Source organism: Hippea jasoniae, from assembly GCF_000744435.1.
Classification (GTDB): domain Bacteria; phylum Campylobacterota_A; class Desulfurellia; order Desulfurellales; family Hippeaceae; genus Hippea; species Hippea jasoniae.
In genome coordinates, this window is the sequence record NZ_JQLX01000016.1 from 63,097 (window position 1) to 85,406 (window position 22,310).

Annotated in this window: 18 protein-coding genes, 1 tRNA gene and 1 riboswitch; of the genes, 10 read left to right on the forward strand and 9 right to left on the reverse strand. The window is 37.1% G+C overall.

Annotated features, from left to right (window positions below):
• Positions 1-8: 8 nt before the first annotated feature.
• The 4 genes from EK17_RS07975 to EK17_RS07990 form a co-directional block, all read right to left on the reverse strand.
• Positions 9-4,760, reverse strand: a complete 4,752-nt coding sequence (locus EK17_RS07975) for an NAD-glutamate dehydrogenase domain-containing protein (RefSeq protein ID WP_035589480.1) — start codon at positions 4,758-4,760, stop codon at positions 9-11.
• Positions 4,761-4,773: 13 nt separating this feature from the next.
• Positions 4,774-5,262, reverse strand: coding sequence for a MogA/MoaB family molybdenum cofactor biosynthesis protein (locus EK17_RS07980; RefSeq protein WP_035589481.1), 489 nt, complete (start codon positions 5,260-5,262; stop codon positions 4,774-4,776).
• Entirely contained in the window at positions 5,249-6,004 is a 756-nt protein-coding gene (hisF, locus tag EK17_RS07985; protein ID WP_035589482.1) for an imidazole glycerol phosphate synthase subunit HisF, read from the reverse strand. The genes EK17_RS07980 and hisF overlap by 14 nt, the downstream gene beginning before the upstream one ends.
• 96 nt (positions 6,005-6,100) lie before the next feature.
• Positions 6,101-6,631: a hypothetical protein gene (locus tag EK17_RS07990; protein ID WP_035589483.1), complete on the reverse strand. Its 531-nt coding sequence runs from the start codon at positions 6,629-6,631 to the stop codon at positions 6,101-6,103.
• 112 nt (positions 6,632-6,743) lie between these two features.
• Here EK17_RS07990 and EK17_RS07995 point away from each other — a divergent pair, with 112 nt between their 5' ends.
• Positions 6,744-7,523, forward strand: a complete 780-nt coding sequence (locus EK17_RS07995; RefSeq protein ID WP_035589485.1) for an NRDE family protein — start codon at positions 6,744-6,746, stop codon at positions 7,521-7,523.
• On the forward strand, positions 7,513-8,148 hold the full coding sequence (locus EK17_RS08000) for an N-glycosylase/DNA lyase (protein ID WP_035589487.1): 636 nt from the start codon (positions 7,513-7,515) through the stop codon (positions 8,146-8,148). Before EK17_RS07995 ends, EK17_RS08000 begins: the two co-directional genes overlap by 11 nt.
• Here EK17_RS08000 and rsgA read toward each other — a convergent pair whose 3' ends face one another.
• Positions 8,149-9,030 carry a ribosome small subunit-dependent GTPase A gene (gene rsgA / locus EK17_RS08005; RefSeq protein WP_035589489.1) on the reverse strand — a complete coding sequence of 294 codons (882 nt, stop codon included), beginning with the start codon at positions 9,028-9,030 and terminating at the stop codon, positions 8,149-8,151.
• A gap of 128 nt (positions 9,031-9,158) precedes the next feature.
• Here rsgA and EK17_RS08010 point away from each other — a divergent pair, with 128 nt between their 5' ends.
• The 6 genes from EK17_RS08010 (at position 9,159) to EK17_RS08035 (ending at position 15,467) form a co-directional block, all read left to right on the forward strand.
• Positions 9,159-9,992, forward strand: coding sequence for an MBL fold metallo-hydrolase (locus tag EK17_RS08010; protein WP_035589491.1), 834 nt, complete (start codon positions 9,159-9,161; stop codon positions 9,990-9,992).
• Positions 9,993-11,597 carry an adenine deaminase gene (locus EK17_RS08015; protein ID WP_035589493.1) on the forward strand — a complete coding sequence of 535 codons (1,605 nt, stop codon included), beginning with the start codon at positions 9,993-9,995 and terminating at the stop codon, positions 11,595-11,597.
• Positions 11,594-12,394: a tRNA (adenine-N1)-methyltransferase gene (locus EK17_RS08020; protein WP_035589495.1), complete on the forward strand. Its 801-nt coding sequence runs from the start codon at positions 11,594-11,596 to the stop codon at positions 12,392-12,394. The genes EK17_RS08015 and EK17_RS08020 overlap by 4 nt, the downstream gene beginning before the upstream one ends.
• Before the next feature lie 12 nt (positions 12,395-12,406).
• Positions 12,407-12,474, forward strand: a riboswitch (Fluoride riboswitch).
• A gap of 20 nt (positions 12,475-12,494) precedes the next feature.
• Complete coding sequence (locus EK17_RS08025; protein WP_035589497.1) at positions 12,495-14,234, forward strand: dynamin family protein; 1,740 nt, start codon at positions 12,495-12,497, stop codon at positions 14,232-14,234.
• Entirely contained in the window at positions 14,231-14,701 is a 471-nt protein-coding gene (locus EK17_RS08030) for a gamma-glutamylcyclotransferase family protein (protein ID WP_035589499.1), read from the forward strand. Before EK17_RS08025 ends, EK17_RS08030 begins: the two co-directional genes overlap by 4 nt.
• Entirely contained in the window at positions 14,691-15,467 is a 777-nt protein-coding gene (locus EK17_RS08035; protein ID WP_051904528.1) for a YdcF family protein, read from the forward strand. Before EK17_RS08030 ends, EK17_RS08035 begins: the two co-directional genes overlap by 11 nt.
• 139 nt (positions 15,468-15,606) lie before the next feature.
• Here EK17_RS08035 and EK17_RS08040 read toward each other — a convergent pair.
• Positions 15,607-15,683 (reverse strand) — tRNA-Arg (locus tag EK17_RS08040).
• A gap of 312 nt (positions 15,684-15,995) precedes the next feature.
• On the opposite strand from EK17_RS08040, the gene EK17_RS08045 reads away from it, so the two are divergent.
• Positions 15,996-17,369 (forward strand): OmpP1/FadL family transporter, encoded by a 1,374-nt coding sequence (locus EK17_RS08045; RefSeq protein WP_035589502.1) that lies wholly within the window; start codon positions 15,996-15,998, stop codon positions 17,367-17,369.
• Positions 17,370-17,579: 210 nt separating this feature from the next.
• On the opposite strand, the gene EK17_RS08050 is transcribed toward EK17_RS08045, so the two are convergent.
• Entirely contained in the window at positions 17,580-18,200 is a 621-nt protein-coding gene (locus EK17_RS08050; protein WP_051904529.1) for a trimeric intracellular cation channel family protein, read from the reverse strand.
• 64 nt (positions 18,201-18,264) lie between these two features.
• Between EK17_RS08050 and EK17_RS08055 the strand changes: the two genes are divergently transcribed.
• Complete coding sequence (locus EK17_RS08055) at positions 18,265-19,752, forward strand: amidase (RefSeq protein ID WP_035589504.1); 1,488 nt, start codon at positions 18,265-18,267, stop codon at positions 19,750-19,752.
• Positions 19,753-19,777: 25 nt separating this feature from the next.
• Here EK17_RS08055 and EK17_RS08060 read toward each other — a convergent pair whose 3' ends face one another.
• Together EK17_RS08060 and EK17_RS08065 are read right to left on the reverse strand one after the other, a co-directional pair.
• Positions 19,778-21,805: a heterodisulfide reductase-related iron-sulfur binding cluster gene (locus EK17_RS08060; protein ID WP_035589506.1), complete on the reverse strand. Its 2,028-nt coding sequence runs from the start codon at positions 21,803-21,805 to the stop codon at positions 19,778-19,780.
• 9 nt (positions 21,806-21,814) lie between these two features.
• Positions 21,815-22,310, reverse strand: a 496-nt coding sequence (locus EK17_RS08065) for an acyl-CoA dehydrogenase family protein (RefSeq protein ID WP_035589508.1), incomplete at its 5' end; no start/stop codon positions are given.

Consider the following 22,310-nt stretch of genomic DNA (forward strand, 5'->3'; position numbering starts at 1 on the left):
TTTAACTTTTATCCAATTATTCTTTGCAACTTATCATAAAGCAGCATTGCAGGATGAAGGTTTGTTGATTTAATACCCATTATCGTATTTAAATCCGTAATATACTCATCGTAGAACTCTCTCTTGGAATTAATCATAGCCTTTATATCACGATTAAACTCCTTAATCAGCTTAATAACCATTGTTATCTTGGCAAGTGTATAGTTTCTCATAATAGAAAATTGAGCCATTCTATCCCATTCATTGGCAATATGTATAGAATTGATATAACTCATAAGCTTACCAAAGCCAAACTTCTCCTCAACATCTGCTATAGCTTCTGTTGCTGTTTTTATATCCTTACCCAAAAGGCGAGCTATGTGATAAGCAGGTATAAATTTATCTACAAAATAGAGACGAGCGATCCTCTTTGCTAGATCTTCATCTATAAGTTTTGATAGCCCTTCTGTTTTCTTCTGGTATTCAGCCGCATATAATCCATTTTCCACACAGCAGGCGTAGTAATCCTCAAGCCACTTTTTAACCTCTTCCTCCTTTTTTGTGTCAAGCGATACGCTATCCCTAAACATATAGATCTCGTTAATCGTGAAATCGTTAATCATATTAAACATATCCAACGAGATGCGATATATGTCCTGCTGAGGGATTTTATTCTCATACTCAAACAGCTCGTTTCTTAAATTCAGGATATCCAAAACATCGTATGAGAAAATCATCGATTTCATAATATTTGGAAAATCCTGACCCGTAAGCATATGGATCTTTAAAAGACTTGTTGCACCGTTGTTGTTGATAATCAAATTCACCATAAATGTAAACGCTATCTCGTTTCTCAATCTGTGTTTTACGATGTAGTCTGCATAATTCTTCCTAATAGTTGGAGGGAAATACATAACAGCATACTGTTCAATAGTATCCTCACTAAATACCCTGCTTTTAAGTAGCTGATCGTATATAAACATCTTATTCAGAGCTAACATAACAGAAAGTTCAGGTCTTGTATAGCCAATATTCTTTGAAATCCTAACAGAAAGCTCTTTTCTGTCGGGGAATGGGTAATCCTTCTTATGGAGCACGCCCTTTTGCTGGAGGAAGTTGTTTAATTCAAAAAAGATGTCAGGCTCATCCTTTGATCTCATTTCATCAAGGCTTACGGCAAAACTCTGCATATAGTTATGCGTTAGCACCCTGTGTGTAACCTCATCTGTTAAATCCTTAAGCATCTTGTTGCGTTCATCTAAGCTTTTTAATACACCATCTTTCATTAAATCACTTAATAGAATTTTTAGGTTAACTTCATGGTCAGACATATCAACACCAGCTGAATTATCAAGGGCATCTGTATTGAGTCTTCCACCGCGTAGTGCATATTCAATGCGTGCCTTCTGTGTTAAACCTAAATTTCCACCTTCACCTACAATCTTGGCTCTAAGCTGGGTGGCATCTATTCTTACAGCATCATTAAGTCTATCGCCAACATCTTCGTTTGTTTCTGTGGATGCCTTTACATAAGTGCCGATTCCGCCGTTCCACAACAGATCCACATCTGCCTGCAATATAAGTCTTATCAACTCCTCACCTGAAACCTCATCTATATCGGTCTGCAAAAATTTTTTGGCTTCTTTGGTGAGTTTTATAGACTTAGCATTTCTATCAACAATAAATCCACCTTTTGAAAGCAGTTTCTTGTTGTAATGTTTCCATGTTAAACCACTATCAAACAGCCTCTTTCTCTCTTTAAATGAAACATCGGGGTCAGGGTTGGGGTCAACAAAGATCTCTATGTGGTTGAAAGCAGCTTTAAGCAGAATCTTGTCGGTGTATAGCATGCCGTTTCCAAAAACATCACCACTCATATCGCCTATGCCAACCACGCTAAAGGTATCCTTAAAAACATTTTTACCCATCTCTCTGAAATGACGCTCAACACACTGCCATGCACCCCGTGCTGTAATACCTATCTCCTTATGGTCATAGCCGTGTTTACCGCCGCTTGCAAATGCATCCTTTAGCCAGAAATTATACTCTTTCTCGCTGATTTCATTTGCAATATCTGAAAATGTGGCTGTTCCCTTATCTGCTGCAACAACAAGATATGGGTCAAACTCATCCCAGCAAACAACATCGGTTGGCCTGACTTCGTTGTTATTATCATCAATGTTATCCGTTATATCCAGCATACCTCTCATAAGTGTTCTGTAGGCAAATTTGCCTAATTCTATCCATTCATCTCTGTTTTTTGCCTGCTTTTTGACGATAAATCCGCCTTTTGAGCCCACAGGCACTATAACAGCGTTTTTGACCATCTGCGTTTTCATCAAACCTAAAATCTCAAGCCTGAAATCATCCTTTCTGTCGCTCCAGCGTATACCACCCCTTGCAACCTTGCCGCCACGTAGATGACAACCCTCCATAAATGCTGAATGCACATAAATTTCATACATAGGTCTGGGCGATGGCATAGTAAGAATTTTGGATGAATCGATTTTGATTGAGATGTAATGATACTGCCTGCTTTTTTTATAGAAGTTTGTCCTTAGTGTGCTCTCTATAATATTCAACAGAGAACTAACGATTCTATATTCATGAATATCATTGATCTTTTCAATGGCATCCTTAACCATTGAATGGAACTTTTCAAGCTCTCTGTTTTTAAGCAGAGGAGAAAATTTTCTCTCAAAATACTCAACAAGCAGCTTTGCAATCTCAGGGTATTTATTTAGAACATTGATTATCGAGGCTTTCTTGATTTGAAAGTTAACCTGCATCAGATAATTGCCAAGTAGCCTCAACACATCGATATATTCATAATCCATAACAGCCAATGTTGTTAATTTATTAAGTTTATCGTCTTCAACTACTCCAGAATAGATCGCATCAAAGTTTCTCTTTATTGTTCTAAACAGCTCATCTCTTTGATTCTTAGCAAATCCCGTTGCATCAATAGAAAACCTTTGTATATAGACATGCTTATCTTTAACTTTAATGTTAACAAAATCCTCATAAAGCACATTCAAACCCATATTGTCAAGCTTCGGTAGAATCTCATAAAGCGGTAATTTGTTAAGTGAGTATATATTGAAAAAAACATTTTCACCCTGTGTATAGATATCAGCCTTGGGTTTTTCATCCTCAAATAAAGACTCAAAGTGCTCTACATCAAAGATAGCTTCCTCTGGAGTGGTTTTTGAAATATATTCATCATTAAAACTATTGAGATATGAATTAACAAAATAGGAAGCCTTTCCTGTTCCATATTTTTCTATAAGGAGATTTCTGAAGTTATCCTTCCAGCTTGAGACAATCTCTTTGAGTTTCTTCTCTATGGCTTCTATATCTATCTGCGGCTTTCTATTCCTTGAAAAAATCAAATAGTAATGCACCCTCATAATGCGAGGGCTTTGGGTTATCACCCTGTATTCTATATCGTCAGTATTCAATGTTTCACTTAAGTAGTTATTAAAAGTCTCAAGGTTTTTCTGCGAATAAAACTTAACCGGTAAAACCGCTACCAAATAGACGCCGTGAACGAGGTTTGTCTGTCTTGTTAAGATTTTTATCCTTTCTTCGGTTTCGCAGGTGAGAAGTTCCTCAAGTATAATTCTTAAGTTTTCCGCAGGTGTTATAAAAAGGTCATCCTTTGGCATAGTGTTAAAAATATCAATCATATGCTTATACTCAAAAGAATCCTCAACAACATTCTCTTCAAATAGAATTCTATCCAATTTTGATTTCAAAAACGGAATATTGCTTGCCTGCTCTTTTAAGGCTTTTGGTGTAAATAAACCGATGATTATATGTCTTTTTACTACCTTTAAATCCTTATCAAACTCGGATATAGCTATATAATCCATGCGACGGGTGTCGTAAACATTGCTTTTTGAATTTGTTTTATCAATAACCATCACCTCGCCACTTTTGACCGTTTCTAAAGCAGTTTGGGGTAGCTGTTTTATGGATATCTTTTCTTTAAAAAGTGATTTTTCTGTTTTTCTTAAAATTCCAAAACAGCTGTTTTTATCAAGCTCAATAAAGATATCGTCGTTTTCATGATAAAGGTTATAGCTTCTGATGCCCAGAAAGATAAAATTGCCGTCCAAAAGCCATATCAAAAATTCCTTTATATCTTCTGTTTCCTTTTCACTAATCTTTTTAAGATAAATCGGGTCGTTGAGCTTTCTTGCTATATCCTTAACCCGCTTTTCCATATTTTCAAAATCCTCTACTGCTAAGAAACTCTCCTCTACAGCATTAAGGATATCCGCTTTGAGTTTATCCTGCTGAATATCACTAATAGCATCTAAAAGAAAATACAGATATAGCTCTTTATTGCCGCTTTCATGGGGTGATTCAATCTGTGTCAACTTGCCGTTTTCATCCCTTCCAACAACAAAAATCGGCTGCAGAGAAAACTCTATATAAAATTCATTGAGATTGTTAATAATTGAGGTAATACTATCTACAACAAATGGATTGTTATCGCACAGTAGCTTAACCTGTGTGTACTTTTTCTCTCCTATCTGTTTTGGTTGTATATCAAGTTTAACTTTATTCTGTCTGACCAATATAAAATCGATGCTTTCGGCAATGATATCCCTAAGTGAATCAAGTGTGAATTTCTCAAGGAAGCTTTCAACCTTTGAATATTTCAAAGAGGAGTTAATAAAAACATCTACCGCATCCTTTACCAAGCCCTTTTTTAAGAGCTGATCCTTTAGAAAACTAACAACCTCGGCATATTTTTCTCTGCTAATCTCCATAAAAAACCTCCCTTTAACCACAGGGCGTTGCATCGCCCTTTAGTTTATCTATAGCGTGATCTAAAACATCAATTATATATTCAAGATCCTCTTTTACTGCCTTTGGCGAACCCGGCAGATTTATAATCAAAACATCACCCCTTACACCTGCCACCATTCTTGAAAGCATTGCTCTTTTGGTTTTTTGCAATGCATTGATAAGTATCGCCTGAGGAATTGCTGGGATTTCATAATCTAAAACTTCCTTTGTTGCCTGAGGTGTAACATCTCGTGGATACAAGCCTGTTCCACCACTTGTTAGAACAACATCCACATCATCCTGTGAAAATTCAACCAGTTTTTTCTTTATAAGCTCCTTTTCATCAGGAATAATCTCAAACTTTATCAGCCTGCCACCTATTGTTTTAATAACATCCTCAACAACAGGAGCAACCCTATCTTCTTGCGGATTCTTTGATTTTGAATCACTCATAACAAGTAATGCAAATCTATATTCTGACATTAATGCCTCCATTTATCAGAAATGCCTTTACCTCTTCTATAGAATACTCACCAAAATGAAAAATAGATGCAGCCAATGCAGCCTCAACCTCAGTTTGTTTAAACACATCCAAGAAGTGTTTGGGTTTGCCAGCACCACCACTTGCAATAACAGGAATTTCAACAGCAGTTGATACAGCCTTTAGTAGTTCTATATCAAAACCGTCTTTGGTGCCATCTGCGTCTATGCTTGTTAAAAGAATCTCTCCTGCTCCCCTTTGCTGAACCTCTTTTGCCCACTCAATTGCATCGATACCTGTAGGCTCTCTGCCTCCTTTTATAAATACCTCAAAGCCGTTTTTGGTTCTTTTTGCGTCTATTGCAACCACAATACATTGAGATCCAAATATCTTGCTGGATTCATTGATTATATCGGGATTTTTTACGGCAGCTGAATTTATAGATACCTTATCAGCTCCAGCCTTAAGCAAAGCCCTTATATCATCTATGCCTCTTATGCCACCACCCACCGTCAGAGGCATAAAAACCACAGAGGCGGTTTTTTCAACAACATCTATAATGGTTTTGCGCTCCTCATAAGTGGCTGTTATATCTAAAAAGACAAGCTCATCTGCACCCTGTTTATCATAAACAACAGCCTGCTGGACAGGATCTCCTGCATCTCTCAACTCAACAAAATTGATTCCTTTAACAACCCTGCCTTTATTAACATCCAGACATGGTATAATCCTTTTGGCTAACATACCCCACCTTTAGGTAAATTTAACCTCCTAATTAATAACTATAATCCAATTTTAAGAATTTTGCAATAAGGAAAAGGTGGCTTACGCCACCAAAATTCACTGAGTTAAATAGTAAACCTGAAGAGAGGATTTTTTTAATGCTGTGTGATGTCCTCCATGGTATTCGATTACTACATCCATTCCAGGGGAGTTATAGTAAGTAAAATTACCCTTTTTCATAGGCTTTATAGCTCCAACCTTCACAAGCACACAACCATGACTCTTATAACATATGCCTTTTGGAGAGTGATTTATTCTAAAGATCCTTATGCAGTTGCACTCGTTTTTAAAGATGACACGTTTTTTTATAGGTCTTGTTAATATTAAATAAGAATTAAAACCCGGCCCTCCATTATAAGTGTTTGTTGATAGCGCATCAAAGCACAATACAGCAATAGGTTTAGCTATAGGACGGTTAAATTTCACCTTCCATTTAGCGTATTGGCCATTGCCCCTTAACCAATACCACCCCGAAATAAAACTACCGTTTGCAGAAAATCCTGTAATTTGGGCTTTGGTTATTGAATAACCAAAGCTACTCTGCACAAACAACAAAATACCCACCAACACCACTACCACTCGCCGCATTTCACACCTCCTACTTTTTAATATATGATTATCTATAATATAATTTTAATTTCTCAAAATTCAACACACAATCCCTTATTGACATTTGCTTGAACTTCTATAATCTAAAACCATGTGTGTTTACGGCTTCTATATTAAACCAAAAGCAGGTATAAATCTCATAGTAATAGGCAATCGAGATGAAGAGCTATCAAGAAAATTTAAACCACTTCAAATTCAAAAAGACAAGGGTATTTTAAGAGGCATTGATTTGAAAGAAGGAGGAAGCTGGATTGGTGTAGATACAGACGGTAAAATAGCATTTCTGACAAATTACAGAGACCCATCGAAAGTTAATGATAAAGCACTCTCACGAGGTTTGATTATAAAAAAATTTTTTGAGAGCAAAAATATAAAATTATATATTTGTTGGCTTTTCAATAATGCCCATAGATTTAATGGTTTTAACCTGATTTTTGGCAAAAACGATACATTATTTTATTTTTCAAATATAACCTATCAACTCACTCGGCTTTCAAAAGGCTTATACTCCTTAAGCAATGCTTTTCTAAACTCCAACTGGTCAAAATGTATAAAGATAAAACAAATTGTTAAAGATATCGTGCAAGCAAAAGTTTCAAAGAAAGAAGTGTTTTTAAAACTCAAAGATACAACAAAAACCACACATAATTTGCCCAACACCGGTATAGGATTTGAAAAAGAGGTTTTACTCTCACCCTTATTTATACAGTTGCCGTTTTATGGGACGACTACATCTTATTACATTACAATAAAAAACAACGATTTTATTGAAGTTGCAGAGATGGTGCATAAAGAGAATAAATACAGAGTTTTTAAATTAAAGAAAAACAAAATTTACTACAGAAGGAGCGTGATAACCATTGGATCTTGATTTAATCAAAAACACACTCAAGCAGATAAAAGACAAAATAGAACAAAAGAAGTTAGAATTTCAACAAACCTTTAACAGTCCACATAAGGTTTTTAAAGAACTTGTTTTTTGCCTTTTAACACCTCAATCAAAGGCAGAAAAAGCATGGGATATAGTTGAATATTTAGATCAAAATGGGCTTTTGTATAGTGCAGATAAGGATCTGCTTGCAGAGGTTTTCAAAAATGTGCGTTTCAGGTTTCACAAAGCTGAATATGTTGTTCTGGCTCAAAAACAGTTTATTAAAAACAATACACCAACAATAAAAGAATTAATAGAGCAGTTTAAAAACCCGATTCAGTGTCGTAATTTTTTAGTTAAAAATGTTAAGGGTATGGGCTACAAAGAGGCAAGCCACTTTTTAAGAAACATCTATATAGGCAACAACCTTGCCATTCTTGACAGGCATATTTTAAGAAGTTTGAATGAACTTGGCGTTGTAGAAAAAATACCCTCAAGCCTGTCAGCCAAAAAATATTTAGAAATAGAGCAAAAGCTTGTTAACTATTGCAAGTCAATAGATATAGAGCCGTTTTATTTTGATTTTATTCTCTGGCAGATCAATACAGGTAGAATTTTTAAATAATCAGCACACCTCATTAAGCCAGTCAACAAAAGCACCCATGGCCTTTAAATAGCTTTTGTATCTTAAGCAACTAATTTTGCCGTTTTTTAAGGCCTCTTTAACGCCACACCCGCTCTCATTTATATGTTTACAATCAGAAAATCTACATTGATATCTCAAAAACTCCCTAAAATGCAGTCTGATTTTATCAGAAGGAATAAACGCATTTATATCAACATGCGAAAATCCGGGTGTATCGGCTATAAAACCTCTATCAAACTCTATCAGTTTTACAGCTGTTGTGGTATGCCTGCCTCGCCTTGTTTTTCTACTGACTCCTCCGGTTTTCAAACTTTCACCGGTTAAGGAAGAAACTATTGAGCTTTTGCCTACACCTGAAGGACCGGCAAAAACGCTAATAAAACCATCTAAATAGCCTTTTAACTCATCAACCCCCTCTTTTGTTTCTGCACTTACTCCAAACACCTCATAACCGGCATTTTGGTAAATATCTCTCAGCTGATAAAATTTTTTTAAACTTTCAGAAGACAGTTCATCGATCTTATTAAACACAACAATAACATCAAATCCAAGATAATCATAAACGGCTAACAAACCATCGTAAAAAAAATGATTAAAAGGTGGATTACCCACACAAGCCACAACAACCACTCTATCAACATTGGCAACAGGTGGTCTTTTGAGAAGATTCCTGCGTTCTTCAACCTCCTCGATAACAAACACTCCTGTTTCATCAACAAAACCCTTAACATTATCACCGGCATAAATCTTTGTTGTTTTTCTTATCTTACCAAGAGGAATAGCTCGTAAAACATCTCTACTTTCTTTGAGCAACACACCTATCTTCTGACCCGACCTTTCAACAACAACCCCTTCTTCCATAATCACCTCCAAACAATTTAAACTTCAATTAATTTAAGCAATTTTATTGATTAGAAAAGAGCCAAAAAGCTAAACTTGACAAAAAAACACCATAAATGGTATGCAGTTAAAAAGCAGGGAGGTGGGCTATGGAGATAAGGATTACAATTTTAGCAGAAAACAGTGTACTTGTGCCGTTTGATGTTATTGGTGAGCATGGTTTTGCTGCCTATATTGAAACGCCTCAGGGCAATTTCCTATTTGATACAGGACAGGGCAAAGCCTTAATAAACAACGCAATGGCTCTAAAAAAAGACCTGTCAAGTATAGATTTTCTATACATATCTCATGGACACTATGACCACACTGGCGGTATGGCAGACCTTTTAAAAGTCAAATCTCCGCTTGATGTTTATGCTCATCCGGATATATTTAAACCCCGCTTCTGGTTTAAGGATAATATCAAAAAATATATTGGTATTCAGTTTAGCAAAGATTACCTGCAAAGCCTGGGTGCAAATTTCATCTTCAAAAGAGAGTTTTTTGAGATAAAAAAAGGCGTTTATTCATCCGGTGAGGTGGAAAGAACCTCTGCTTTTGAAAAAATCGATAAAGAAATGAAAACGCCAGACAAAGACGGCAACCTTATTCAGGATGAAATATGGGATGATTTTTCGATGGCAATAGAAACTTCAAAAGGGCTTGTTGTGATTTTAGGCTGTGCTCATGCAGGCATCGTTAATATCCTCAACCACTTCATCAAAAAAACTAATCAAAAAGAGATTTACGCTGTTTTAGGTGGCACACACCTTGGTTTTGCAACAAAAGATCAAATAAACGAAACTCTTAAGGTTATCGATCAATACAACATACAGAAATTAGGCGCATCGCACTGCACGGGTTTAAGAATTTCAGCTGAGCTTTATGCAAAGCTTAAAGATAGATTTTTCTTTGCAGGCGTTGGTGCAACGCTGGAGGTTTAAATGGATCTTGCGATAAATAATGCGCTTGTAGCAGACTATGAAAACCTAACATTCAGGCAAGCATCTGTAGGCATACAAAACGGCAAAATAAAAACAGTTTCACAAACACCGATTGATGCAGATGTGGTTATCGATGCAGATGGAAACTATTTAAGCGTGGGGCTTATCGACTGCCACTGCCATATCGAAAGCAGCTATATGCTGCCTGAGGAGTTTGGTAGAACTATAGCAACATTTGGCACGCTGTTTGCCGTTGCAGACTGCCACGAAATCGCCAATGTTAAAGGAATCAAAGGTGTTGAATTTTTTATAGAAAACGCCAAACGCTCACCTGCATTGATAAAATTCAGCATCCCATCCTGCGTGCCAGCCACAGAGTTTGGAACAAGCGGTGGTTCAATCACACCTGAGGATGTATCAGTCCTCATAAACAACGATAGGGTCGTTGGTCTTGGAGAGTTGATGAATGTGCCAGGTGTTGTTGGTGGCGACCCAAAATTCAAAGAAATGATAAAGATAGCCAAACAGGCAGGCAAACGTGTTGATGGACATGCCCCCATGCTCGATTTAGAAACTCTTAAAAAATACAAAGCTGCCGGTGTTGATAACGACCATGAAAGCTATAGCTACGATGAGCTAAAACAAAAAATAGAGCTGGGTTTTTTTGTGTTTTTAAGAGAGGGCTCAGCAGAGCATCTTGAGGATAAAGCATACTCAATTTTAGAAGAATATCCCGACAATGCAGCCTTTTGCAGCGATGATAAAACCGTTGAGGATATATTTAGATTTGGACATATGAACTACAACCTAAAAAGGGCTATATCATTGGGTGTTAAGCCTATTATTGCACTTAAGGCAGCAAGCTACAACGGCCTTAAGCATTACGGTTTTAATGAATTCTTAAAAATAGAGAAAGGCTATAGGGCTAATTTAGTGCTGTTTGACAAAAACTTTGATGTTGTTAATGTTATCGTAAACGGAAAGCTTTTAAAAGAGGACAGCACAAAGCCAGTAGTCGATGAGCAATTCTACCACACAATAAACATAAAAACACCTATAGAAACACCAGAAATAGCCATAGAAAACCTATCGATTGGCATCAAAAACGGCTCTTTAATTACAGATAAGATTGAAACAGATGATGAGATTTACGATTTAGAAACAGATACACTCAAGCTTGCTGTTTTTGAAAGGTATGGACACAACAACAAAGCTGCTTGCAAAATCAGAGGGTTTGGTTTAAAAAAAGGAGCGTTAGCCTCATCTGTTGCCCATGACTGCCACAACATTGTTGCAGTTGGCACAAGCGATGAGGCAATAAAAGTGGCTGTAGAGACTGTAGTTAAAGCAGGAGGAGGGCAGGCAGTCTACGATGGCAAAAAAACCTACATATTGAAACTGCCTGTGGGCGGTATTGTTTCGGATAAAAAGGCAGATGAAATTTTAAAGGAAGAAAAAATCATAAAAGAGAAGGCACAAGAACTTGGATGCAACCTCTCAAGTCCGTTTGGCATGCTTTCGTTTATGGCGCTTGAGGTGATTCCTCATCTAAAACTAACCGATAAAGGTCTGTTTGATGTGGACAGGTTTGAGTTTGTAAAATGAGCTACAAACCCAAAACAAACGACTTAATCATCCTGCTTGAACCTGAAAAAAACAAAAAATACATTTTCAACATAGAAACGATGCCTGAGAGATTCTCCACCCAGCATGGCTATATCGAAAAAGATAAAATCCTTGCAACACCGTTTGGTAGCCCTGTTAAGACCCATCTTGGGCGCAAATATCTACTTCTTCCTGCCACGCTTTATGATTTTATTATGTTTAAGCTTAATAGGCTAACTCAGATCGTCTATCCCAAAGATGCAGCATACATTGCATTGAGACTCGATGTTAAACCGGGTAGCGTCGTTATAGAAAGCGGCATTGGAAGCGGTGCAATGAGTGCTGTGTTTGCAACAATTGTGGGCAGCAGTGGAAAATTAATAAGCTATGAAGCAGAAGAAAAATTTATAAAAAACGCCCTTAAAAATTTAAAAAAAATCGGTCTTGATGGAAATATTGAAATAAAACATCGCAATATAGCCGAAGGTTTTGATGAAGTTGAAACAGCCGATGCGTTCTTTTTAGATGTTAAAGAGCCGTGGCTTTATTTAAGCAATGTTGTCAAAACATTAAAAAACGGCAGGATGCTTGCGGTTCTGGTGCCAACAACCAATCAGGTTTCATCGACTCTCAAAGCAATGGAAACACTGCCTTTAATAGATATCGAGGTAAGCGAGATAATAAAACGTGACTGGAAAACAAATCCAGAAAGATTAAGGCCCAAAGATGTAATGAGTGCCCATACGGCGTTTTTGATATTTGCACGAAAAATAGCAACGCTTGAAGATACCCCATAATTTGATATATTTCTCAAAAAAGGCTATGAGGTTAGCCTAAAAAAGCCCCTTTAAAAGGGGATGATAACCTCTACCATGACAAATCGATGGGGAGGTTTTTATGGAAAAGCTTAAAAATCAACTTCATTTGACCATTGAAAAGCTAAATAAGATTACTCCAGATGCAAAGCAACTAAAAAAAGCCTACGAAAAACTAACTCAGGAACATTTCAACTTGGTCATTATTGGACAGTTCAAACGGGGCAAATCAACTTTCATCAATGCCCTTCTGGGTGAAAAAATCGTGCCTTCTTCTATATTGCCATTAACCTCAATTGTTACCATTATCTCATATAACCCAGAGAAATACGCAGTTGTAAAGTTTATGGATAAATCAACAAAACAGATCCCAGTTGATGAAGTATCGATTTATGTTACAGAAAAACACAATCCAGAAAACAAACTCAATGTCAAAGAGGTGTGGGTCTATCATCCATCAGAATATTTAAAAAAGGGCATAAGAATCGTTGATACACCAGGAATAGGCAGCGTTTTTAAGCATAACACAGATGTTGCATACAACTTTTTACCCTACTGCGATGCCGCAATATTTGTTATGAGCCCCGATCCGCCACTGGGTGAGGCTGAGATAGAGTTTTTAAAAAACGCAAAAGCCTATACGGAAAAATTCTTTTTTGTTTTAAATAAAATCGACATTGTTTCAGAGGATGAACTTCAAGAGGTGGTTGAGTTCAACAGGAATCTACTTAAAGAATACACAAAAAGGGATGTAAAAATCTATCCAGTCTCTGCAAAAGAGGCTTTGGAGGCAAAGCTCAATAAAGATTCGCAAAAATTGGAAAGCTCAAATATTAAGCAAATAGAAACAGACCTTGATAGATTTATCGAAACAGAGAGGTTTAACATCATAGCTTTATCTACAACAAATATGCTGCTTAGGCATATAAACAATGAGCTTACATCTTATAAAATTCAAACACAGACCCAGAAACTGTCCGTTGATCAGTTAAAATCAAAAATAGATGAATTTAGCAGGTTTATAAAAACAATCGAAGATGAGGCTGAAGAATACAGCTATATTTTAGATAAGCGCATAGAGAAAATCTACGCAGAACTTGACGATGAGATAGAAAAGCTCAAAGAGGACCATCTACCACAGCTAATTGAAAACATGCAGAAACATTATGATGAGCTTTCAAAACAAAAACTATCAACAGAAGAATTCGAAAATCAAATGACCCAAAAAATGAACGGCTATATTATGGAAATCTTTTCAGAGTGGAGAAAACAACAATCAGACATAATATCAAAAAGGGTTGAGGCGGTTTATGAAGATTTAGCCTCAAAGATAAACTCAAAGATAAAGCAAATCATTAAAAGTGCATCAGAACTGTTTGAGGTGGAGCTAAATGCCTACATTGACAAAGAAAAACTATCTCAAAAAAGCGATTTTTACTTTATGCTTGAGGATCAGATGGGAATTTTGAATATCTTTGCCACCACCTTTAGAACAAAACTGCCGTTTTTTATCGGCAAAAGGATAGCAGCTAAACATATCAAAAAAACGACCATAGAGCTGTTTGACAGGCATTGCGGCAGGGTTAGATATGATTTAACAAAAAGGGTCAGGGAAACCACTTTTGCATTCAAAGATCAGCTAAAAGACAAGTTGCAACTAACAATCGACTCAATCAATGAGGCGTTAAAAAAATCGCTTGCCCTAAAAGAGCAAAACGAGCAGGAAGTTGAAACAAAACTAAGAGAAATCCAGAAAAACACAGAAAAACTGCTCAAGATAAAAGAAGAATTAGAGGCATTAAAAAACAGATTAAATACATGATATACTATTTTGCATACGGCTCGAATATGAATTTAAAACTCCTAAAAAAGCTAAAAGTGGCTGTATTAAAAAATAAAACAGGCTATATCAGACACTATACAATCACCTTTAACAGATACGATAAAGACAATCCCCATATTGCCTATGCAAATATAAAAAAATCGACAAACAGGAGGGTCTGGGGCAGGTTGCTTAAGATTTTCAAAAGAGATCTAAAAAAGCTTGACAGATGGGAAGGATACCCAGACTGCTACAGCCGTATCAAACTGCCCGTAATAACAAAAAACTCTCAAACAGAGGCGATAGTCTATATCGCTTTTGTAAAGGAGCATTTTATATCTAGACCTGCCAAAAATTATTTGAAGCTTATATTAGAGGCATCAAAGCAGCTACCCAAAAACTATCGCTTCACATTAAAACAAACAGCCACAGCTGATATCAACTGGAGCATTGAAGATGCTTTATAAACTTATCTTTTTTATCTCAAAAACGATAGGATACTTCTTAGTTCCACCGGGTTTTATTGTGCTTTTGCTTATAATAACTTTACTCTTGTTATTTTTAAAAAAGCTAAGAGCGGCAAAAATACTGCTTATTTTTACGCTTTTTTTAACATATCTTTTATCTATCGAGCCAGTAAAGGATATGCTTCTAAACCCGCTTGAAAATCGATTCAATTTTCCACAATCGTTTAGTTGCAACTACATCGTTGTTTTGGGTGGCGGCCAAATATACCACTCAAAAGCCTTTACTAACAAGCCAGCTCCCTCCTGCTCAACACTAAAACGATTGATTGTAGCTTTAAAAGTCTATAAATCCATCAAAAAACCAATTATTGTAAGTGGCGGCCTGTTGCGTCAAAATGCCTATCCTGAAGCTTATACGATGAAAAATTTTCTTGTTAGATTAGGGGTTGGTGGCAACATGATTATTGAGGATAACAAAAGCAAAAACACATTTGAAAACGCCCTGTTTGTCAAAAGAATCGTTAAACACTCAAAAATATGTTTAATCACAAGCGCCTATCACATGCCACGCAGTATGTTAATTTTTAAATCATTTGGCATAAAAGCCCAGCCAGTGCCAGCAGATTATAGAATTTATCACACATCCTATGGCTATTATTCATTTGTTCCTCATATTGGCTATTTTAGAGATTCCTCTATTGCAATTAAGGAATATATCGGTATTGCATATTTTTATCTGATTGAGAGATTTTTTAAAAAGGTGTAGCTAAACAAAGTCTAAAAAGGTCTTGTACAATTCAATAGGTTGTTGCCAGAAAATTTGTCCCAAAATAGCCCCATTTTGGTTTGAGGGGTTGAAGGTGGTTTTTGGTGGGTCTTGGGATTGGCTGCAAATCAACAAAAAATGGTGCCCCGAGCAGGATTCGAACCTGCGGCACCAGGATTAGGAATCCTGTGCTCTATCCTACTGAGCTATCGGGGCAGCAGGGTTTATCTATAAAATTTTATCTTTCATGTCAAGAAAAAGAGAGCTTTACTTTAAATTTTTAAAACATTATTTCAATATAATTATAATTCCTAAGCACAACAAGGATAAATTGCTACTTAGCTCTCAAACAATACCAAGATAGCTTAACGCATACGTTAAACTATCAAATTAATTTTAAAAAAATAGCAAAAAAATAGCATATATCACTAATTTACTATCATTAAAAATCTATAACTTTTATTGACATTTAATATATTTTTTGGTAGAAAAGGTAGGAAAAATTAATTTTTAAAGGAGGGATTTGTTATGAAACGCTGGTTGTTAGTTGTAGTTCTTTCTTTGGGAACATTATTAACGCTACCGTCAACGATAGCCTTTGCTGGCAATGTTGATACTTACGGCATAGGGGCAAAGGCAATTGCACTGGGCGGTGCGTATGCAGCTTATGCAGATGGTCCATTTGCAGCATACTATAACCCGGCGGGTTTGACCCAAATAAAAAAACCCACACTCAGTATGGGTGCAGAATTATTAGATCCAAGCCTAAAATTAGGTAACTACAGAGCCGAAGATTCATATCATAAAATAACCCCATATGGCGTAAGCATAAAAGATACCTCACCCAACCTCGTTATTCCTTTTATTGGTTTTGCAATGCCGTTCCCAAATAATGATAGATTTGTATTCGGGATAGCTGCTTATGTACCTTATGGACTTCATATTAAATGGGACGATAATTTAGCGAAAAACCCTGCAGCATATAACTCCTACGAATCTTACTATTTCAGAGAAGTTATAAACCCTACTATCGCATATAAAATCAATGATAAATGGTCTATAGGTTTTGGTATTCTAATAGGAATGTCAAAAACCGGTACTAAAAATTGGCAATATTTAGATAATGGTACTGTTAACCTACTAGAGGGAACAAAAATTGAGAGTGACTTAACAGATTATGCAAATTATTCATTTAATGTTGGTATCATGTATAAACCTTCTGATAAATTAATATTGGGCTTAACATATAGATCAAGAACCCATACAAATTTCAAGGGTACCGTTAAAGTAAAAGATGCAACAGGAAAAGTACTTCAAAAAGTAAATGCCACAACCACAATAGATCATCCTGATCAGATACAATTTGGTATAAGATATATACCCATAAAAAAATTATCTCTTGAGGCTGATATAGAATGGACTCATTGGAGTTTAATCAATAAATATACTTCTAATTTCAATCCCGCTCTTGAAATTCCAATTATTTTTGGCCCCATTAATACATATAAAAGCTTGTATAGTAAAACATTTCCAAGGTATTGGAAAAATACACTTCAATTTAGATTCGGTGCTCAATACAAACTCTCAAATGTTGTCACATTGAGGGGAGGTTATTATTACGATCCCTCACCAATCCCAGATAATACATTTGACGCAATATGGCCAGATGGCAACAAAAGCACATTTTCGTTGGGAGCAGGTTTGAATTTTGGTAGGTTAAGTGTAGATTTAGCAGCTCAGTACACTGTTTCGATGCAAAAAAGAATTATCGGAGGTGAAAGCGAGGAATTAAATAGTTCATACCAATCAATTACAACTTCAGGCATACAGAACGGTAAAGTAAAAACCACCGCCTCTGGACATATTTGGGGTTATGCAATAACACTAAATTACAAATTTTAATCTTTAAAGGGAGGACTATTTAGTCCTCCCTTACAAACATTTGATTCAACAAGTAAGAAACTTTCCACTAAAAAACAAACGCCGGATCTTTTATATATGTAAATTTGGCATCCTAAAAATGATGTAATAAAAATCAGATTTAAAACCTATTGTTCCCGAAAATCCTCAAATTGTTGGAGCACTTGGTGCAGCTTTAGAGGCAGCTAAATGCTAAAGTTTTGGCAATTTCCAGCCAAAAAATATGGCAAGCACCCTTATAACGAACACCACGCAGAATGTGGAATATACAACAATATTGCCATTCAAACCCATCTTAATTGCAATATAAAACCATATAGCGCCTATAATTGCACATGTTGCATAAAAATCCTCTTTTAAAACAAGGGGTGTTGTGTTGCTTAGAACATCACTAATCATGCCCCCACCTACAGCGGTTAGAAAGGAAAGCATGATAATGCCTGCTATATTAAATCCGCTGTTGAAAGCCACAACACCACCTGTCACGGCAAAGGCTGCAAGGCCAACGGCATCGAATATTTTTAAAATAACACTTTTTGATAGATCCTTTGAGGAGATTTTATATATCAACAGCGCAATCAGAATACCTAACGCTGTAAAACCTATATCGTTGTATCCGCAAAAGGCTGCAGGAGTTCTGTTTGCCAGCACATCCCGTGTTATACCACCACCCAAAGCAGTTAAAAAACCCAAAATCGATACACCTAAAATGTCCAATTTCCTGTTAATGCCCTTATATGAGCCTGCAATAGCAAAGGCAATTAAGCCAATGTCGTTTGTTATACTGTATGCAAAACCGCCAAGCTCAAACATTCAAAAACTCCGTAGAAATTTTGCCGTTTTGATGTTATTTTAAAACAAAAAAGTGGAGGTGTCTATGGCAATCAAAGAATATCCCTATTTTGATGCAACCAAAATTGCAGAGCTAATAAAAAGCGGTGAACTTTCAAAAAAAGAGGTAGCTGAAGAGGCAATTGAGAGGATAGAAAAGATCAATCCAAAAATCAATGCGGTAATCACAAAAACCTATGATTATGCCAATAAAGTTAACCAGCAAGTCACAGACAAACCGCTTGATGGGGTGCCTATTTTGCTTAAGGATATATTGCAATCTCTAAAAGGCGTTAGATACACAATGGGCTCAAAGGCGATGAAAAACTACATAGCTGGTGAGGATTCAGACTATGTTAAGCGGATCAAGCAAACGGGAACCATTATTTTAGGAAAAACAAATGTGCCGGAATTTGGACTTATGGGCACCACAGAGCCAAGGGCATTTGGTCCCACAAAAAATCCATGGAATTTAAAACATTCAAGCGGTGGCTCAAGTGGAGGTTCTGCTGCCGCTGTGGCGAGCGGCATGGTACCAATTGCATGTGGTAATGATGGTGGTGGTTCGATAAGAATTCCATCATCCTGCTGTGGCCTTGTGGGTTTAAAACCATCGAGGGGTAGAACGCCAACAGGACCGGTTTTTGGCGATGTGTGGATGGGTCTTGTAGCAGAGCATGTAATAACAAAAAGTGTGAGAGATTCTGCTTTGTTGCTTGATTTAACACAGGGTGAAACAGTCGGTGCACCCTATATTATCAAGCCACCTGCAAAACCCTATATTGAAGAAATAAAAACACCGCCAGAAAAACTTATGATCGCATTTAATCTTGATTCACCACTTGGAGATAAAATCAATTCAGAGGTTAGACAAAGCGTTGAAAAAACAGCAAAATTGTTGAGCGATTTAGGACATATCGTTGTTGAAGATAAACCCAAACTTGATTATATGCAACTTGCAAAAAGTTATGTCCTTTTGATGTGTTCTGAGACAGCACTGGATATTGAAATAGCATCAAAACTCAGAGGCAAAGAGATAACAAAATCGGAGGTAGAAATCTCCACATGGATTCTGGCAAGGCTGGGTAAAAAAATTCCAGCTTATGAGATTTCTAAAGCAAAGTTTGTATTTGATAACGCATCGCGTGTAATGGGACAGTTTCACAACAAATACGATATTTATTTAACGCCCACACTTGCAGATCTGCCTGCAAAATTGGGTAAGCTTACACCTTCGGCTTTAGAAAATTTTTTAATGAACCTGCTTTCAAGTATTGGCGCTGAAGGAGTTATTCACAAAGCCGGTATTCTTGATCAGATAGCATATAAACAGCTCTCCAAACTGCCATTTACACAGCTTGCCAACCAGACAGGTCAACCTGCCATATCACTGCCCATGGGTTTTACAACAAACGGTTTGCCTGTTGGAGTCCAGCTTATGGCAGCATTTGGCAGAGAAGATTTGCTGTTAAAATTATCGGCCCAGATAGAAGAAGCCGTTGGGGGATTTTTTAAAAGATTGCCTGATTTGTAAAAAAGAGGGGCTTGTGCCCCCCTGATCAATTTTCAAGCTGGCTTTCAACAATCTGTGCAATATCCATTACCTTCATCTTTTCATCAAGTGAGAGGTCTACAACACCATCACCCAGCATAATATTACAGAACGGGCAGGCCGTTGCTATAACATCGGCATTGGTGTGAGAAATCTCTTCGGTTCTGACTTTGTTGATGCGTGTGCCTTCCTCTTCAATCCACATCATGCCGCCACCAGCACCACAGCAAAAACTCTTCATCTTGTTGTTCTTTGTTTCAGTCAGTGATGCGCCTGTTGAAGTAATAACACTTCTTGGAGCATCAAACTCACCTGAGTGTCTGCCAAGATAGCATGGATCGTGGAAAACAACCTTTTTTGCAAAATCTTTCTTGAGCTTTAGTTTGCCCTCTTCAATCAGTTGTTTAATGAATTGAGAATGATGAACAACCTCAAAGAAGTCTCCGCCAAACTTTGGATACTCATTTTTAAGTGTATAATAACCATGTGGGCAGGTTACAACAATCTTTTTAATGTTATGAGCCCTGAATGTTTCAATGTTTTCTACTGCAAGGTTGTAGAACAGGTATTCATTACCCAACCTTCTTGCAGAATCTCCACAGCATTTCTCCTTGGTGCCCAATATGGCATATTTTACACCGGCTTTATTGAGGATTTTAGCAAAAGATTTGGCTATTGCTTTGCCTCTATCATCAAAAGCGCCTGCACACCCCACAAAGAAAAGTATATCGGGATTGGGTTCTTCATCAATTGTTTTAACCCCTAAATCCTTTGCCCAATCAGCCCTGTAACCAACATTTATGCCCCATGGATTGGCATTGGTCTCAAGGTTGTTAAATGTTGAAATAAGTTTTTCAGGAAATCTCCCCTCTGTCATAACAAGATAGCGTTTCATATCGATCATAGCCCTGATGTGTTCATTACCCACAGGACACACAGCCTGACATGCTCCACAGGTTGTACATTGAAATAAAGCCTTCTCCGGTATGCTTACCTGATACTCAACATAAGTTTTTTCTGGTAATTCAAGATCATATTCCTTAAATAAGGGAACACGGTTTTCTTCGTTATCCTCTTTGTTGCCGAGTAGAATGTCAGCATTTTCAAGTATATTGTCTTTAATTGTAAGCACAATTTCTTTGGGAACAAGCAGTTTTCCCGTATTGGCAGCAGGACATAATCCTGAGCATCTACCACACTCCGTACAGGCATAGCCATCAAACACCTGCTTCCAGGTTAACTCTTCAACCTTTCCAACACCAAAGCTTTCGGCCTCTTCATCCTCAAAGTCGATTTCTCTTAGCTTCATCGATTCATCTAAGTTGACAAAATAGTTGTTAGGAATAGAGGCAAGAATATGAAGGTGCTTTGAGTGAGGGATAAAATCCAAAAATGCCAGTATTGCAATAACATGAATCCAGTATGCAACCTCATATGCCGCAAAGCTGTATGATGGATGTAAAATGTTAAAGAAGAATTGAGCCACAAACATATAGGGATTGTTACCTTCTTTTGCAATATCCATCATATCCATAAAAAAGATGGTAAGCATCAAAATCGTGATCAAGACAAGAATGAAGTAGGCTGAAAAGTGGTAGTTTTCCTTCTTTGGTTTAACAACAAGCCTTCTGTAAAAGCCCATACCAACTGCAACTAATACAAGTAAAGCAAATAACTCCTCCAAAAACAGGTAGATGTTGTACGCCTGCGCACCTATAATCACCTCATAGCTAAAACCATTAATAAAACCCTTCAGGAATATCTCGATTTCGCCAAAGAGCAGAACAATAAAACCAAAAAACAGCATCATATGCATGATGCCCGTATAGAGAATATCTGGGTCTGATATCTTAAAGTGGCATAGCTGCAAAAAACCCCTCTTTATTGCCGAAGCTATTCTCTGGGATACTCTATCAAAACGATTTTCTGGCTGGGTAAACTTAAGCAACTTGAGTAAAAAACTAACTCTGGCAAAAAATATATACAGGCTGACGATTAAAACAACAGCCAATGCAATGGGTTGAATGTAGCTCATCTCCCCTCCCTACTTCATCAGCATCTTGCTTATTACTATCCTCTGAATTTCATTTGTTCCTTCATAGATCTCTGTTATCTTTGCATCCCTGTAGTAGCGCTCCATCTCATACTCTGTAATGTAGCCGTAGCCTCCATAGACCTGAAGGGCTTCCTTTGTTACAAAGGTTGCAGCCTCTGATGCTGCTGCCTTTGCTATGGAGGATTCAAGGATAAAGTTTCTCTTTGCATCTTTTAGCCAGCCTGCATAGTAGGTTACCCATCTTGCCTGTTCTATTCTCATCTTCATATCTGCAAGCTTGAACTGTATTGCCTGAAATGCAGAGATGGGTTTACCAAACTGTTTTCTCTCCTGAGAGTATTCTATGGCTCTTTCAAAGGCTCCCTCTGCAATACCTAAAGCCTGGGCAGCTATACCAACCCTGCCACCATCCAAGGTATCCATTGCAATCTTGAAGCCTTCTCCTTTTTTACCAAGTAGGTTTTCCTTTGGTATTTTTACATTA

Coding starts and splice junctions, on each gene's coding strand:
- EK17_RS07975 (WP_035589480.1), bottom strand. CDS start 4,760: ATGGAGATTAGCAGAGAAAAATATGCCGAGGTTGTTAGTTTTCTAAAG.
- EK17_RS07980 (WP_035589481.1), bottom strand. CDS start 5,262: ATGTCAGAATATAGATTTGCATTACTTGTTATGAGTGATTCAAAATCA.
- hisF (WP_035589482.1), bottom strand. CDS start 6,004: ATGTTAGCCAAAAGGATTATACCATGTCTGGATGTTAATAAAGGCAGG.
- EK17_RS07990 (WP_035589483.1), bottom strand. CDS start 6,631: ATGCGGCGAGTGGTAGTGGTGTTGGTGGGTATTTTGTTGTTTGTGCAG.
- EK17_RS07995 (WP_035589485.1), top strand. CDS start 6,744: ATGTGTGTTTACGGCTTCTATATTAAACCAAAAGCAGGTATAAATCTC.
- rsgA (WP_035589489.1), bottom strand. CDS start 9,030: ATGGAAGAAGGGGTTGTTGTTGAAAGGTCGGGTCAGAAGATAGGTGTG.
- EK17_RS08010 (WP_035589491.1), top strand. CDS start 9,159: ATGGAGATAAGGATTACAATTTTAGCAGAAAACAGTGTACTTGTGCCG.
- EK17_RS08015 (WP_035589493.1), top strand. CDS start 9,993: ATGGATCTTGCGATAAATAATGCGCTTGTAGCAGACTATGAAAACCTA.
- EK17_RS08020 (WP_035589495.1), top strand. CDS start 11,594: ATGAGCTACAAACCCAAAACAAACGACTTAATCATCCTGCTTGAACCT.
- EK17_RS08025 (WP_035589497.1), top strand. CDS start 12,495: ATGGAAAAGCTTAAAAATCAACTTCATTTGACCATTGAAAAGCTAAAT.
- EK17_RS08030 (WP_035589499.1), top strand. CDS start 14,231: ATGATATACTATTTTGCATACGGCTCGAATATGAATTTAAAACTCCTA.
- EK17_RS08035 (WP_051904528.1), top strand. CDS start 14,691: ATGCTTTATAAACTTATCTTTTTTATCTCAAAAACGATAGGATACTTC.
- EK17_RS08045 (WP_035589502.1), top strand. CDS start 15,996: ATGAAACGCTGGTTGTTAGTTGTAGTTCTTTCTTTGGGAACATTATTA.
- EK17_RS08050 (WP_051904529.1), bottom strand. CDS start 18,200: ATGTTTGAGCTTGGCGGTTTTGCATACAGTATAACAAACGACATTGGC.
- EK17_RS08055 (WP_035589504.1), top strand. CDS start 18,265: ATGGCAATCAAAGAATATCCCTATTTTGATGCAACCAAAATTGCAGAG.
- EK17_RS08060 (WP_035589506.1), bottom strand. CDS start 21,805: ATGAGCTACATTCAACCCATTGCATTGGCTGTTGTTTTAATCGTCAGC.